Annotated in this window: 11 protein-coding genes; 4 read left to right on the top strand and 7 right to left on the bottom strand. The window is 50.0% G+C overall.

The window, feature by feature from the left end; translation table 11 throughout:
- Positions 1-432: 432 nt before the first annotated feature.
- From HMPREF9944_RS01220 to HMPREF9944_RS01210, 3 genes are read left to right on the top strand one after another with little or no spacing between them, the layout of a single operon-like run.
- On the top strand, positions 433-1,953 hold the full coding sequence (locus HMPREF9944_RS01220; protein ID WP_008563886.1) for a DUF4301 family protein: 1,521 nt from the start codon (positions 433-435) through the stop codon (positions 1,951-1,953).
- A 2-nt stretch (positions 1,954-1,955) separates the two neighbouring features.
- On the top strand, positions 1,956-4,154 hold the full coding sequence (locus tag HMPREF9944_RS01215; protein WP_008563885.1) for a RelA/SpoT family protein: 2,199 nt from the start codon (positions 1,956-1,958) through the stop codon (positions 4,152-4,154).
- Positions 4,151-5,023: an N-acetylmuramoyl-L-alanine amidase-like domain-containing protein gene (locus HMPREF9944_RS01210; protein ID WP_008563884.1), complete on the top strand. Its 873-nt coding sequence runs from the start codon at positions 4,151-4,153 to the stop codon at positions 5,021-5,023. The genes HMPREF9944_RS01215 and HMPREF9944_RS01210 overlap by 4 nt, the downstream gene beginning before the upstream one ends.
- Before the next feature lie 114 nt (positions 5,024-5,137).
- Here HMPREF9944_RS01210 and HMPREF9944_RS01205 read toward each other — a convergent pair whose 3' ends face one another.
- Both HMPREF9944_RS01205 and lepA read right to left on the bottom strand, forming a co-directional pair.
- Positions 5,138-5,734 carry a Crp/Fnr family transcriptional regulator gene (locus tag HMPREF9944_RS01205; RefSeq protein ID WP_008563883.1) on the bottom strand — a complete coding sequence of 199 codons (597 nt, stop codon included), beginning with the start codon at positions 5,732-5,734 and terminating at the stop codon, positions 5,138-5,140.
- Between the two features lie 46 nt (positions 5,735-5,780).
- Complete coding sequence (lepA, locus tag HMPREF9944_RS01200) at positions 5,781-7,574, bottom strand: translation elongation factor 4 (RefSeq protein ID WP_008563882.1); 1,794 nt, start codon at positions 7,572-7,574, stop codon at positions 5,781-5,783.
- Between the two features lie 89 nt (positions 7,575-7,663).
- Here lepA and HMPREF9944_RS01195 point away from each other — a divergent pair, with 89 nt between their 5' ends.
- Positions 7,664-8,044 (top strand): hypothetical protein, encoded by a 381-nt coding sequence (locus tag HMPREF9944_RS01195; RefSeq protein WP_008563881.1) that lies wholly within the window; start codon positions 7,664-7,666, stop codon positions 8,042-8,044.
- A gap of 318 nt (positions 8,045-8,362) precedes the next feature.
- On the opposite strand, the gene leuB is transcribed toward HMPREF9944_RS01195, so the two are convergent.
- From leuB to HMPREF9944_RS01170, 5 genes are all read right to left on the bottom strand, one after another.
- Complete coding sequence (gene leuB / locus HMPREF9944_RS01190) at positions 8,363-9,430, bottom strand: 3-isopropylmalate dehydrogenase (RefSeq protein WP_008563880.1); 1,068 nt, start codon at positions 9,428-9,430, stop codon at positions 8,363-8,365.
- 28 nt (positions 9,431-9,458) lie between these two features.
- Entirely contained in the window at positions 9,459-11,003 is a 1,545-nt protein-coding gene (locus HMPREF9944_RS01185; RefSeq protein WP_008563879.1) for an alpha-isopropylmalate synthase regulatory domain-containing protein, read from the bottom strand.
- Positions 10,982-11,572, bottom strand: a complete 591-nt coding sequence (gene leuD / locus HMPREF9944_RS01180; RefSeq protein ID WP_008563878.1) for a 3-isopropylmalate dehydratase small subunit — start codon at positions 11,570-11,572, stop codon at positions 10,982-10,984. Before leuD ends, HMPREF9944_RS01185 begins: the two co-directional genes overlap by 22 nt.
- 114 nt (positions 11,573-11,686) lie before the next feature.
- Positions 11,687-13,084 carry a 3-isopropylmalate dehydratase large subunit gene (leuC, locus tag HMPREF9944_RS01175; RefSeq protein WP_008563876.1) on the bottom strand — a complete coding sequence of 466 codons (1,398 nt, stop codon included), beginning with the start codon at positions 13,082-13,084 and terminating at the stop codon, positions 11,687-11,689.
- A 3-nt stretch (positions 13,085-13,087) separates the two neighbouring features.
- Positions 13,088-14,587 carry a 2-isopropylmalate synthase gene (locus HMPREF9944_RS01170; RefSeq protein WP_008563874.1) on the bottom strand — a complete coding sequence of 500 codons (1,500 nt, stop codon included), beginning with the start codon at positions 14,585-14,587 and terminating at the stop codon, positions 13,088-13,090.
- Positions 14,588-14,690 lie beyond the last annotated feature (103 nt).

Genomic DNA, 14,690 nt, shown 5'->3' with positions numbered 1-14,690 from the left:
CAAAATTACACACGAAATGAGCAAAACCACCTATCACCATCGGACAAAAACTTATCAATATCGGACATTTTGCATGTTCGCCCGACTTATCATTATCGGACATCGACTCCATCTAACCCGCTGGAATATAGTCTTTTACCAGTGATAGGTTTAAACTATTTAACAACCGCTACTTTTTGACATCAAAAGAGACTTGCATGATTATAAAAAAGAATTAAAAAACTTGTCGGATAAGAAATAATGTTTATATTTGCAATGAACAACTACTGACAATGGCATAGGAAAATAGAAAGGCTGAAAGCAAGAATGACGGACATTTCAACCTATCCGGAAGGCAGTAACTTGGGGAGCCACTTGGCACAGGTCGGCTGGGGCATTTAAAATGAACTTTCCAAGTATTGAACAGAAATCACAAATCTAATTGACAGGAATATGACACTTTCAGAACAAGACCGCAGACAGTTGGACGCACACGGTATCCGTGAGGCGCAGGTAGAGAAACAGTTGGAACAGATTGCACGGGGCTTCCCCTTTTTGCAGCTCGAGCGTGCGGCAAGCGTGGGCAGGGGAATCGTCGCGCCATCGGAAGAAGCGCGCGAAACGTACGTTCGTCGGTGGGAAACGTATAAAAGTGAGAAGCACAAGGTCGTGAAGTTCGTACCGGCCAGTGGGGCTGCCAGCCGTATGTTCAAAGACCTTTTCGCGTTTTTGGAGGCCTCTTATGATGTTCCGACGACAGCCTTCGAGCGGGAATTCTTCGGAAATATCGGCCGTTTCGCATTCAAAAAAGCACTGGACAAGGCATGTGAGACCGATACGGGCAAAGACGTCGAGGCGTTGATTTCGGAAGGGCGCTACAAAGAGGTCGTTGCGCATCTGCTGCAGACCTCGGGGCTAAACTATGGAAGTCTGCCCAAAGGTCTACTCCTCTTCCATCGTTATGAAGACGGGGCACGCACGCCCATGGAAGAGCATCTGGCAGAGGCTGCGCTTTATGCCTGCTGCGGCGGAGAAGCCAGCGTGCATTTCACGGTGAGCCACGAACATCGGACGTTGTTCAAGGCTAAGGTGGACGAGAAAGTTGCCTATTTTACAAAGAAATTCGGCGTGAATTATCACATCAGCTTCTCAGAGCAGAAGCTGAACACAGATACGATTGCCGCCAATCCTGATAACACGCCGTTCCGCAATACAGATGGGAGTCTGCTCTTCCGTCCCGGCGGACACGGTGCACTGATAGAGAATTTGAACGAAATCGATGCCGATATCGTATTCATCAAGAACATCGATAACGTGGTTCCTGATAGGCTGAAGCCCATAACAATCACTTATAAGCAGCTTCTAGCCGGTATGCTCGTTGATGTTCAGCAACGGATTTTCGGTTATCTGGAGCTGCTCGACACCGGGAAGTACAATCATGAGACGCTGGAGGAAATCATTCGCTTCGTGCAACAGACATTATGTTGCAGGAAGTCGGACATCAAAGAGTTGGAAGATGCCGACCTCGTGATTTATCTCAGGCGGAAACTGAATCGCCCTATCCGTGCGTGCGGCGTCGTAAAGAACGTAGGCGAACCGGGCGGAGGTCCGTTCCTTACCTATAATCAAGACGGAACCGTCAGTCCACAGATATTGGAGAGTAGCCAGATTGACACGAGTAAAGACGAATACGTGGAGATGTTTAAGAACGGCACACACTTCAATCCGGTCGACTTGGTCTGCGCCATCAAAGATTATAAAGGAAAAGCCTTCCATCTTCCCGACTATGTAGACCGGACGACAGGCTTCATCAGCAGCAAAAGCAAGAACGGCCGCGAACTGAAGGCACTGGAGTTGCCGGGACTTTGGAATGGCGCGATGAGCGATTGGAACACAATATTCGTGGAAGTGCCGCTTAAAACGTTCAATCCCGTAAAGACCGTGAACGACCTCTTGAGGGAGCAGCATCAATAAGCATGGAGAAATTTGAATTCACAAAACCCGAACTTGAAGAAACGGAGGGCATTCTCAATCACCTCCGCGACACCATCAACGACACGCTGAAGCCCGATGATGAGCTCCGACTGCGCGAACAGCTGATGAAAGCCATCGAAGAAGGCCACATACAGCGCGATGTCTTTGGACTGAACCCTGTACTTCAGGCCCTGCGCACGGCACAAATTGCGGTAGACGAAATTGGACTGAAACGCGACGGTGTGCTTGCCACTTTGCTCTTTCCCCTCGTCATTAACGGGCATCAGACTGTAGATGACATCGAGAACAAGTTCGGAACAAGTGTCGCCCATATCATTCAAGGACTGGTCAAAATCCATAACTTATACGAGAAGAACCCAATTATAGAGAGTGAAAACTTCAGGAACCTGCTGATTTCATTCTCCGAGGACATGCGCGTCATTTTAATCATGATTGCCGACAGGGTGAATCTTATGCGGCAAATCCGTGATACGGAAGCAACGGAAGCCAAGAAGGAAGTGAGCGAAGAGGCAAGCTATCTCTATGCCCCACTCGCTCACAAGCTCGGATTGTATCAGTTGAAAAGCGAACTCGAGGACCTAAGCCTGAAATACCTTGAGCATGATGCCTACTATATGATAAAGGATGCGCTGAATGCGACAAAGACTTCACGCGATGCCTATATTAAAAGCTTTATTGGGCCGATTGAAGAACATCTGACTGCGGCCGGGCTGAAGTTCCACATGAAAGGACGTACGAAGAGCATTCACTCTATCTGGCAGAAAATGAAGAAGCAGAAATGCAATTTCGAAGGCATCTACGACCTGTTTGCTATTCGCATCATCTTAGATGCTCCTGTCGAAAAAGAAAAAATGCAGTGCTGGCAGGCCTATTCCATCGTCACGGACATGTATCAACCCAATCCCAAGCGGCTGCGCGACTGGCTCAGTGTGCCCAAAAGTAACGGCTACGAGAGTCTACACATCACAGTCCTTGGCCCTGAGAATAAATGGGTCGAAGTGCAGATACGCACCAATCGTATGGACGAAATCGCCGAGCACGGCCTTGCTGCCCACTGGCGCTACAAAGGCATTAAGAGCGAAGGTGGCATTGACGAATGGCTGGCCAATATCCGTTCGGCCTTGGAGAACAATGATGACCTGCAACTAATGGACCAATTCAAGATGGACCTCTACGAAGATGAGGTCTATGTCTTCACGCCGAAAGGTGATCTGCTGAAGTTTCCCAAGGGAGCCACCATCTTGGACTTTGCCTATCACATTCATTCCAACATCGGCAATACGTGTGTCGGCGGCAAAATCAACGGGAAAGCGGTCAGCCTACGGGAGCAACTGCACTCGGGCGACACCGTAGAGATACTGACCCAGAGCAACCAGAAGCCCAAGCAGGATTGGCTCAATATCGTGAAAAGTTCGAAAGCGAAGGCAAAGATAAGGCTTGCCTTGAAAGAAACACGGGCCAAGGACGGACTATATGCAAAGGAACTACTCGAAAGACGCTTCAAGAACAAGAAAATCGAGATTGAAGAGAGTCTGATGTCGCACGTCATCAAGAAGCTGGGCTACAAGGAAACCTCGGATTTCTATAAAGACATCGCCGAAGAACGCTTGGATACTAACACGGTCATTGAACGCTACGTGGAGCTACGCGACCATGATAGCGGGGTCCGACAGGCCGAGAGCGCAGAGAACTTCGAATATGAAAGTCCGAACGAGCAGTTCACCCGCAAGAATGATGACGTGCTCGTCATTGACCGTAATCTAAAAGGTATCGACTATAAGCTCGCACAATGCTGCCACCCCATCTATGGCGATGATGTTTTCGGCTTCGTGACGGTCAGCGGTGGCATCACCATCCATCGTCGGAACTGCCCCAATGCACCCGAGTTGCGCAAACGTTTTGGCTACCGCATCGTGAAAGCAAAATGGGATGGTAAGGGAAGTAGTCAATACGCCATCACGTTGCGCATCATCGGCAACGATGACATTGGCATAGTCAGCAATATCAGCAATATCATCTCGAAAGAAGACAAGCTTACGATGCGCTCCATCAATATTGACTCCCATGACGGACTCTTCAGCGGGAACGTTGTCTTGATGATCGATGACAACAGCAAACTCGACGCGCTCATCAAGAAGCTGCGCACAGTGAAGGGCGTCAAGCAAATCATCAGAATATGAAAACCATGAGGAAAATCCTTACGACATTACTGCTGCTCTTGGCCGTTCATGCGAATGCAACTGCCGACTATACCCGCGAAGACAGCGTCAAGGTAATGCGACTGTTGGAAGAAGGGCAGAGACAGCCCCGGAATGCCAACTTTATCTTGTTTTATGCCCGAAGGCTGGTGGGTATACCCTACATAGCTCAGACGCTCGAAGTAAACAGCTGGGAACGACTTGTCATCAATCTGCGCCAACTGGACTGCACGACCTATGTGGAGAATGTCTTAGCACTCACACTTTGTACGCAAAATAGGAAAACGACATTCGCCGACTTCTGTAACTATCTACGGCTTATCCGTTACGAAGGTGGAAAAATCGACTACACATCACGCCTGCACTATTTCACAGACTGGATTGCCGACAACACAAGGCTTGGCTTTGTGTACGAAATCCAACGGAACGGTGCGCCATTCACGCAGGTGCAGACGGTACGCGTGGGTTATATGACCCGCCATGCCGCCGACTACCCCATGCTGAAAGCTCATCCCGAACGCTTGAAGGTCATTGCCGAAAGCGAACGGAAGCTGACCGGCAAGCAATTCCGCTACATTCCCAAAGTACAGATTACCAACAGTAGCCTCTGTCGTAACACCATCAAAGACGGCGACATCATCGCCATCATCACCGCCAAAAAAGGACTCGACACGAGCCATATTGGCATCGCCGTGTGGCATAAAGACGGTCTACACCTACTCAATGCCAGCCAAGTGCGCCGCCGGGTCGTGGAAGAACCGATGCTCCTACGCACCTACATGGCAAAGCATCCCATGCAGACGGGCATCCGCATCGTCAGAGTAGGGAAGAAACCGACGAGACAACCATAGTCAGATAGTAAGATAGTAAAGAAAGCTAAAAAGACCGCTTCCGTAATATTATTGTCCGCAAAACCATAATACCACACGTCCAACTTCTTGCCAATCAAGAGTTAGGCATTTTAGTCATTCGAGCAATGTCGTAGCCCTGACGCGACTCAATGTCTCGGGCGTCATCTGCAGATAACTGGCAATATAAACCAAGGGTGCCCGGAGAACAACCTGAGGCATGAGCTTACACATCTTCTTATATCGGTCTCCGGCGGTCTCGAAACGCACCAAATCGGCATGCACCTGAGAAAGAATAAGGCTTTCTTCCAGAATCTTGCGATAAAGTATCTGAATGTTCACATTGTGAAGAGCGACCTGCTCCAATCGGTGCTTTGGCAACGCGTAAATCTGGCAGGACTCGATGGCTTCCACTTGAAGAAAGGAAGGTATTTCGCGGAAAAGGCTCTCGATGCACATGAAAATCGAACGGTCAGAGCCGAGATGCTCGGTTACCTCTTTGCCGTTCTTGAAATAGAACTGGCGAATGAGTCCTTTGTCCAAATAATAGATATTCTCGCATACCTCTCCCTCTTCGAGTATCATTTTTCCTTTGGCAAACTTCATGGGCACGAGGACGCTCTCCAAAACGTCCAGTTCGTCATGCGTCATCGTACTGTATTTGCGTGCAAGCTCGCGGGCTATATCACGTGGTGTGTTTATCGGTTCTTTCATATTCGGTTTCCTTAAATGTTTATTGTTTTATGATCCTATTCTCTTGCTAATCCAGTTTCAGCACGGCAAGGAAGGCTTTTTGCGGCACCTGCACATTGCCCACCTGTTTCATACGTTTTTTGCCTTGCTTCTGTTTCTCGAGTAGCTTACGTTTGCGGCTCACATCGCCTCCGTAGCACTTCGCCGTGACGTCCTTGCGTACCTGCTTCACGGTTTCGCGGGCGATGATCTTTGCACCGATGGCCGCTTGAATAGCGATGTCGAACTGCTGTCGGGGTATGAGTTCCTTGAGCTTTTCGCACATTCGCCGGCCGAAGACCACGGCATTGCTTTCGTGTGTCAGTGTCGATAGGGCGTCTACCGGCTCGCCGTTGAGCAGGATGTCCAGCTTTGCCAATTTGGAAGGACGGAAAGAGTCTATATGATAATCGAACGAGGCATAGCCCTTCGAGATACTTTTCAGTTTGTCGTAGAAATCGATTACGATTTCACCAAGCGGAATCATAAAGTGCAACTCCACACGGTTGCCGGTCACATACTCCTGTTTGATCAGCTCGCCCCGCTTGTCGAGGCATAGCGTCATGATCGGGCCGATATAGTCGGCAGCTGTGATGATGGTTGCATGGATATAAGGCTCTTCGATATGGTCGATGAGCGTCTGCTCGGGCAACCCCGAGGGATTATGCACCTCCTTCATGTTCCCCTGCTTGTCATACACGTTATAGGAAACGTTGGGCACCGTGGTTATCACGTCCATGTTGAATTCGCGGTCGAGCCGCTCCTGAATGATTTCCATGTGGAGCAGTCCGAGGAAGCCGCATCGGAAACCAAAGCCCAAAGCGATGGAACTCTCCGGCGTGAACGTCAGCGAGGCATCGTTCAGTTGGAGCTTTTCCAATGAAGCACGCAGACTTTCATAGTCGTTGGGGTCTATCGGATAGACGCCGGCAAATACCATCGGCTTCACTTCCTGAAAACCTTCAATGGCCTGCCTGCAAGGATTAGCCACAGAAGTAACCGTGTCGCCCACCTTTACCTCGGTGGCCGTCTTGATACCGCTGATGATATAACCGACCTCGCCCGTGGTAAGCTCCGGCTTCGGCATCATGTCCATCTTCAGCACGCCCACTTCATCGGCATTATATTCCATGTCGGTGTTGAAAAACTTCACTTTCTCGCCCTTCCTGATGCTCCCGTTCAACACTTTGCAAAGCACGATGACACCGCGGAAGCTATTGAATATCGAGTCAAAAATCAGTGCCTGCGCAGGCGCTTTCCTATCGCCCACGGGAGCGGGAATCCTTTCGACGACTGCTTCGAGAATACTTTCCACGCCTTGCCCCGTTTTTCCTGAGGCACGTATGATGTCTTTACGTTCGCAGCCGATTAGCTCGACAATCTCATCCTCCACCTCATCGGGCATGGCATTCGGCATGTCAATCTTGTTGATAATGGGGATAATCTCCAAGTCGTGGTCAATGGCCATGTAGAGATTAGAGATGGTTTGTGCCTGAACACCCTGCGTAGCGTCTACGACAAGCAATGCACCTTCGCAGGCGGCAATCGAGCGCGACACCTCGTAAGAGAAGTCCACGTGCCCCGGAGTGTCTATCAAGTTGAGTATGTAGTCTTTTCCGTCGGCAGACTTGTAGTTCATCTGAATGGCATGGCTCTTGATGGTGATGCCGCGCTCACGCTCCAAATCCATATTGTCGAGCATCTGCCCCTCGGTGATTTGAATGGTCTGCGTCTTTTCCAGCAAGCGGTCGGCCAGCGTAGACTTTCCATGGTCGATGTGGGCGATGATACAAAAATTCCGAATGTTGCTTATCGTGTCCATTTGATGATTATCCATTTTTGAGATGCAAAGATAGTGTTTTTTCTCTGATTATTTAGTATCTTTGCACAAAATAAAAGCATTTTGTCACGATGAAAAAGATATTATTTTCCGTACTTGCCCTGCTGTCACTCTCGGCATGCCATCACGAAACGATTGAGGAGCGGGCCGAGCGCGAAGCCCAAGAATACACGCAGAAGGTGTGCCCCACCCCGGTTGTCAACTTCACGCGCACGGACAGTCTTGTGTTCGACAAGGCCACGAACACGCTGATTTACTATTGTTCGTTCACCGATAAAATGGATGATGCCAAGATTGTCGATGCCAACAAGCAAAAGATTGCCGACGGACTCCGCGAAGGCTTGCTCAACGACACGGGCATCAAGACCTATCGCGAGGCGGGCATCCATTTCAAATATGTTGTTCATTCGGATAAAACACCCAAGAAAGTCTTGTTTCAAGAGGCATTCTGATCATTTCCACCGACCCTTTTCCATCAATGAAGGCACTCCGCCCGATAGGAGTGCCTTATGACAATATGTACTTTCGTCGAGTACAATATATACTTTTGTCGAGTACAATATATACTTTCGTCAACTACAATATATACTTTTGTCAACTACAATATATACTTTTGTCAAGTACAATATATACTTTTGTCAACTACGGCTTATACTTCCGTTGAGTACGACTTATACTTCCGTGGGGCACGACTTATACTTCCGTCAATGACAAGTCCTATACTTGTCGACTACAAGTCCTATACTTGTGGGGCACAAGTCCTATACTTGTCAAGATTCGGCCCTCGTGATGTAATCGGCTATCCAGCGACCCACTTCCACCGTACCGTAGTCCGGCCCACCGGCTACTTGTATTTCAGGCGTGCGCACGTTCGCCTCCAACGAGGCATCGACCGCCCGGCGTACGCATGCGCCCTCATCGTTCAGCCCGAAATGTTCCAACAGCATGGCGGCCGAGAGTATCTGTGCCACGGGGTTGGCAAGGTTCTTGCCGGCCGCCTGTGGCCAACTGCCATGCACCGGTTCGAAGAGCGGCGTGTGCTCGCCAAGGCTTGCCGATGGCTGCAGCCCCATGGAGCCGGTGATGCAACTCGTCTCGTCGGTGAGAATATCGCCGAACGTGTTCTCCGTCACAATGACATCGAAGAACGTCGGCTCCGTCAGCACGCGCATCGCGGCATTGTCGATGAACATGTAATCGGTCGTCACCGCGGGGTATTGCGGTTCCATCTCTTTGGCAATCTGCCGCCACAGTCGACTCGATGCCAGCACGTTGGCCTTGTCTACCACCGTCAGATGCTTGCGCCGCTTCATGGCCGTGTCGAAGGCAACTTTTAAGATGCGTTCTATCTCGGGACGGGTATAGATGTCGGTGTCGTAGGCCTTGTCGTTGTCCTGATATTTCTCGCCGAAATACATGCCGCCCGTGAGTTCACGAATGACGACGAAGTCGGCACCCTTCAGCAGTTCTTCTTTGAGCGGGCTCTTGTGGAGCAGGCAATCGAACGTGGCAACGGGGCGCACGTTGGCAAACAGGCCGAGCTTCTTGCGCATGGCCAGCAGGCCTTGCTCGGGGCGCACCTTGGCCGTTGGGTTGTTGTCGAAGCGCGGGTCGCCCACAGCGGCAAACAGAATGGCGTCGGCAGCCATGCAGACCTTGAACGTCTCTTCGGGGAAAGGGTCGCCCACTTCGTCGATGGCATGAGCGCCGCAAACGGCCTCCTGATAAATGAATTGATGGCCGAACCTCTTGGCGACAGCATCCAATGCGGCCACGCCTTGCTTCATAATCTCCGGCCCGATACCGTCACCGGCCAGTACTGCAATTTTTAATTTCATCGTATTTCTATTGTTATTTGTTAAGAACTCAATTCTCTTGTTCCGGTGCCTCGATGATGTTCAACATCTTGATGGTTGCCTTGATGGCAGCCTCGGTTTGGTCGGCATCAAGGCCGCGGGTGCGGAATATCCGTCCGTCTTCCCGCCTCCATGTGATGATGGTCTGCACCAAAGCATCGGTCCTTCCCCCCGGCGGAATGCTCACCTGATAGTTCTCCAAGAGTGGGAACACGCGGTTCAGCCTGTGCTTGTATATCTTTCGCAAAGCCTTTACGAAGGCATCATACTGTCCGTCGCCCGAAGCATCTTCCTCATAAACCGTTCCGTGAACAGAGATTTTGAGGCTCGCGATAGGCCTGAGACCATAGGACGTGGAAACCATGTAGCTCAAAAGCTTGACGACTTCGTTGGGCGTGTTGTGCTTCAGCACGTCGGAAACAATGTAGGGCAGGTCGTCCTGCGTGACGAGTTCTTTTCTGTCGCCCAGCTGCGTGATGCGTTTCGTCACGGCCTTGGTCTGTTCGGGTGTAAGTTCCAAGCCCAGCTCGTTTAGGTTCTGAATGATATTGGCCTTGCCCGAGTTCTTTCCCAAGGCATACTCGCGATGGCGCCCGAAGCGTTCGGGGGCAAGTTCATTGCAGTAGAGCTTGTCTTTGTTGTCGCCGTCGGCATGTACGCCGGCCACCTGCGTGAAGACATTGTCGCCCACGACCGGTGTGTTCGGAGAAACGGCTATGCCGCTGTAGCCCTCCACCAGATGCGTGACGTCTACCAAGGAACTTTCGTCGATAGGCGTGGTCATGTGGCACATATCTTTCAATACCACATGAACGGAAGACAGCGGAGCATTACCGCAACGCTCGCCTAATCCGTTGACCGTCACGTGCAACCCGCGGGCCCCGGCCTTGACGGCAGCAAGGGAATTGGCCACGGCAAGGTCGTAATCGTTGTGTGCATGGAAGTCGAAATGGCAGTCGGGATATCGCCGGGTCATCATTCCCATATACGTTTCTGTCTGGTGAGGCGTGAGAATGCCCAAGGTGTCGGGCAGCATAAAGCGCAAGACGGGCTTGTCATGCAGGGCATCCATCAGCTGAAACACGTAGTCCGGGGAATCCTTCATGCCCGAAGACCAGTCTTCTAAGTAAAGATTGACCTTGACTCCCTGCGCTTCGGCATACGACAGCACGTTTAATATGTCGGCAATATGTTCTTGAGGGGTCTTCTTCAGCTGCAAAGCGCAATGTTTCAGACTGCCTTTGGCCAGCAGATTGATAACCTGACAGCCACATGCGCTAATCCAATCCACGGATTGCTTGCCATCGACGAAGCCGAGCACCTCTATCTTATGAAGCAACCGGTTGGCCTTGGCAAAACGGCAAATCATTTTTACCGCCTCCTTCTCCCCCTCGGACACACGGGCTGAGGCAACCTCTACCCTGTCCACTTTGACGTCAGACAGCAAGGCACGGGCAATGACCAACTTTTCGTGGGGAAGGAAAGACACGCCGTTGGTCTGTTCGCCATCGCGCAACGTGCAATCCATGATTTCTATCTGTTTGCCTGCTCCCATGCTTCTACTTTATTCCGATTCTGCACAAGAAAATCAACATCGTCAAGCCCGTTCATCAGGCAATGCTTCTTGTAACCGTTGATTTCAAAATGCTCGCTCTTGCCTGTTGCAAGGTTGGTTACCGTTTGATTGGGGAGGTCAACCTTGACCTCTGTTCCATGGTTATCGGCTATGCTTTCGAACAGTTCTTGCAGGAAGCCTTCAGAAACAACGACCGGAAGCACAAAGTTGTTCAACTCGTTGTTCTTATGAATATCAGCAAAGAAAGAGCTAATGACGACTCGGAAGCCGTAGCCTGCAATGGCCCAAGCGGCGTGTTCACGTGAAGAACCCGAGCCGAAGTTCTTTCCAGCAACAAGGATAACACCGCTATAAGACGGATCATTGAGTACGAAATCCTTCTTCACGGAACCATCTTTATTATATCTCCAATCCCTAAAAAGGTTCTCTCCAAAGCCTTCCTTGTCTGTTGCCTTTAAGAAACGGGCCGGTATAATCTGGTCAGTGTCCACATTCTCCAATGGCAAAGGAATGCATGTTGAGGTAATAACGTCGAATTTCTGTTTCATAACAAATCAATTAGTGTAAAGTAGGATTACATGCGATGTAAAGTAGGACTACACGCAATGTAAAGTAGGACTACACGCAATGTAAAGTAGGACTACATGTGATGTAAAGTAGGACTACATGCAAAGGGTACGCGGATCGGTTATCTTGCCCGTGATAGCGGCAGCAGCAGCAACAAGCGGCGATGCAAGTATCGTACGTGAGCCGGGGCCTTGCCGCCCCTCGAAGTTGCGGTTACTGGTTGACACGGCATACTTTCCTGCAGGAATCTTGTCATCGTTCATTGCCAGACAGGCCGAACAGCCGGGCTGCCGAATGACAAAGCCAGCCGCCTCGACAACCTTATCAATACCTTCTTCGCGTATCTGCCGGTCTACAAGCCAAGAACCGGGAACCAACCATGCCGTAATGCCATCAGCTTTACGCTTTCCCTTGACGATACTTGCAAAAGCTCGAAAGTCTTCTATGCGTCCGTTGGTACACGCACCCAAGAAAACGTAATCAACTGCACGACCGAGCAACTTCTCTCCGGGTTGAAATCCCATGTAAGCCAAGCTCTTCTTGAAAGAAGCCTGCTCACGTTCATCAATCATATCCAATGACGGTATGCACTCATCTATGGCAATCCCCATGCCCGGATTAGTTCCATAGGTGATACGCGGGGCTATATCGGCAGCATCAAAACAGAGTTCTTTATCAAACACGGCATCGTCTCCGCTTCTCAATGTCCTCCAATAGGCAACCGCCCTGTCCCATTCTTTGCCTTTCGGAGCATATTCCCGCCCCTTGATGTATGCAAATGTAGTCTCGTCGGGGGCAATAAAACCTCCACGGGCACCCATTTCGATAGACAGATTGCAAAGCGTCAGTCGACCTTCCATGCTCATATTGCGAACCACATCGCCGCTATATTCCACGAAATATCCCGTTGCACCGCTTGTCGTAAGCCTACTCATCAAATACAAGGCTACGTCTTTTGCAACCACACCCGGCTGCAACTTGCCATTGATATTGATGCGCATGCTTTTCGGTTTCTGTTGAAGTATGCACTGGGAAGCCATCACCATCTCAACCTCAGACGTTCCTATACCAAAGGATACCGCCCCCATTGCACCATGTGTAGAGGTGTGAGAGTCTCCGCAGACGATTGTCATTCCCGGCAAGGACAGGCCTTTCTCCGGTCCGACCACATGGATGATGCCATTGTCTTTTGAGTTCATCTTGAACTCGGTCAGGCCGAATTCCTCACAATTCTTGTCCAAGGTGTCAAGCTGTTTCCTTGAGACGGGGTCATCAACGGGCTTATCCTGATCATGGGTCGGGGTATTATGATCGGGCATACAGAATATCTGTTGGGGGCGGAAACACTTCAATCCGCGTGCTCTCATGCCGGCAAAAGCCTGTGGAGAAGTCACTTCATGACAATACAAGCGGTCGATATACAGCTGCGTAGGCCCGTCTTCAACGACCTGAACAACATGCTTGTCCCAAATTTTGTCGAACAACGTATTCATATCTTAGTTTCTAAATTTGTTGATACAGTCTATATAGGCCTCCACACTGGCCGTAACAATGTCGGTATCTGCACCGAAACCATAGTAAACATGGCCATCGTACTCTACCTGCATGTGCACTTTGCCCACGTCGTCAGAGCCTTTGTCTATTGCTTGAATGGTAAATTCTTTCAATGACATCTGCTTATGAATGATTTTCTTCAAGGCGCGAATGGCTGCATCTACAGGACCATTGCCCGAAGAAGCCTCTTCAAACTTCTGCCCCGCAATATCCAAGCCTATACTTGCTACGCTCTTCACGCCTTTTCCCGTGGTTACTTGCAGATAATCAAGCCTAACACTATGGGATTCTGACATGTCAGCCCCCGCCAACATTAGCACATCGTCATCTGTAACCTCCTTTTTCTTATCGGCTAAGATAAGAAACTTCTTGTAGATTTTATCTAATTTGCCTTCGTCTTCTATTTCAACTCCGTTGACATGCAACCGATATTTCAGTGCAGCACGACCCGAACGTGCGGTCAGCACGATTGCATTGTCGTCTACACCAACATCTTTCGGATTGATGATTTCATAAGTTTGTACATGCTTCAACACACCATCTTGATGAATACCGCTCGAATGGGCGAAGGCATTGCGCCCTACAATGGCCTTATTCGGCTGCACCGGCATGTTCATCAGACTGGAAACCAAACGCGATATCGGCACGATTTTCGTGGTATTGATGTGCGTATCGATATCAAGTCCCTTATGGCATTTCAATATCATGGCTATCTCTTCCAATGAAGTGTTGCCTGCTCGCTCCCCAATGCCGTTGACCGTCACTTCAACTTGGCGTGCCCCATTCAGGACGCCCTGCAAGGTGTTGGCCGTCGCCATGCCTAAATCGTTGTGACAATGCGTGGAAAGCACCGCTTTATGAATGCCATCGACATGCTCCATCAGGTACTTTATCTTATTTCCATATTCATCAGGCAGGCAATAACCTGTCGTGTCAGGGATATTCACCACCGTTGCACCGGCCTTGATGACCGCTTCAACGACGCGTGCCAGATATTCATTGTCCGTTCGGCCGGCGTCTTCGGCATAGAACTCCACGTCTTCGACAAACTTCTTTGCATACTTTACTGCTGCAACGGCACGCTCAATGATTTCCTCACGCGTGGAGTCAAACTTATATTTAATATGTGAATCGCTGGTTCCGATGCCCGTATGAATGCGCTTGTGCTTGGCATATTGCAACGCTTCTGCAGCACAATCGATATCCTTTTCGACTGCACGTGTCAGCGCACATATGGTAGGCCACGTCACAGCCTTCGATATTTCCACAACCGAATGAAAGTCGCCGGGAGACGAAATGGGGAACCCCGCCTCGATAACGTCGACTCCCAACTGCTCCAAAGCCTTGGCCACTTGAATCTTTTCCACTGTATTCAGCTGGCAACCGGGCACTTGTTCCCCGTCACGAAGGGTGGTATCAAAAATAAATAATCTGTCACTCATATCTCATCCGTTTTATATTACAACGCAAATGAACAAAAAAGCCTTCCACACTTACAAGGAAGTGAGAAAGGCCTCTGACTTTTCCATGGCTCAATCAGCCACA

It is taken from the genome of Segatella maculosa OT 289, from assembly GCF_000243015.1.
Taxonomy (GTDB): Bacteria; Bacteroidota; Bacteroidia; order Bacteroidales; family Bacteroidaceae; genus Prevotella; species Prevotella maculosa.
The sequence above is the reverse complement of the archived record's forward strand: the minus strand, read 5'-3'. Positions and strand labels throughout refer to the sequence as shown.

Coding starts and splice junctions, on each gene's coding strand:
- HMPREF9944_RS01220 (WP_008563886.1), top strand. CDS start 433: ATGACACTTTCAGAACAAGACCGCAGACAGTTGGACGCACACGGTATC.
- HMPREF9944_RS01215 (WP_008563885.1), top strand. CDS start 1,956: ATGGAGAAATTTGAATTCACAAAACCCGAACTTGAAGAAACGGAGGGC.
- HMPREF9944_RS01210 (WP_008563884.1), top strand. CDS start 4,151: ATGAAAACCATGAGGAAAATCCTTACGACATTACTGCTGCTCTTGGCC.
- HMPREF9944_RS01205 (WP_008563883.1), bottom strand. CDS start 5,734: ATGAAAGAACCGATAAACACACCACGTGATATAGCCCGCGAGCTTGCA.
- lepA (WP_008563882.1), bottom strand. CDS start 7,574: ATGGACACGATAAGCAACATTCGGAATTTTTGTATCATCGCCCACATC.
- HMPREF9944_RS01195 (WP_008563881.1), top strand. CDS start 7,664: ATGAAAAAGATATTATTTTCCGTACTTGCCCTGCTGTCACTCTCGGCA.
- leuB (WP_008563880.1), bottom strand. CDS start 9,430: ATGAAATTAAAAATTGCAGTACTGGCCGGTGACGGTATCGGGCCGGAG.
- HMPREF9944_RS01185 (WP_008563879.1), bottom strand. CDS start 11,003: ATGGGAGCAGGCAAACAGATAGAAATCATGGATTGCACGTTGCGCGAT.
- leuD (WP_008563878.1), bottom strand. CDS start 11,572: ATGAAACAGAAATTCGACGTTATTACCTCAACATGCATTCCTTTGCCA.
- leuC (WP_008563876.1), bottom strand. CDS start 13,084: ATGAATACGTTGTTCGACAAAATTTGGGACAAGCATGTTGTTCAGGTC.
- HMPREF9944_RS01170 (WP_008563874.1), bottom strand. CDS start 14,587: ATGAGTGACAGATTATTTATTTTTGATACCACCCTTCGTGACGGGGAA.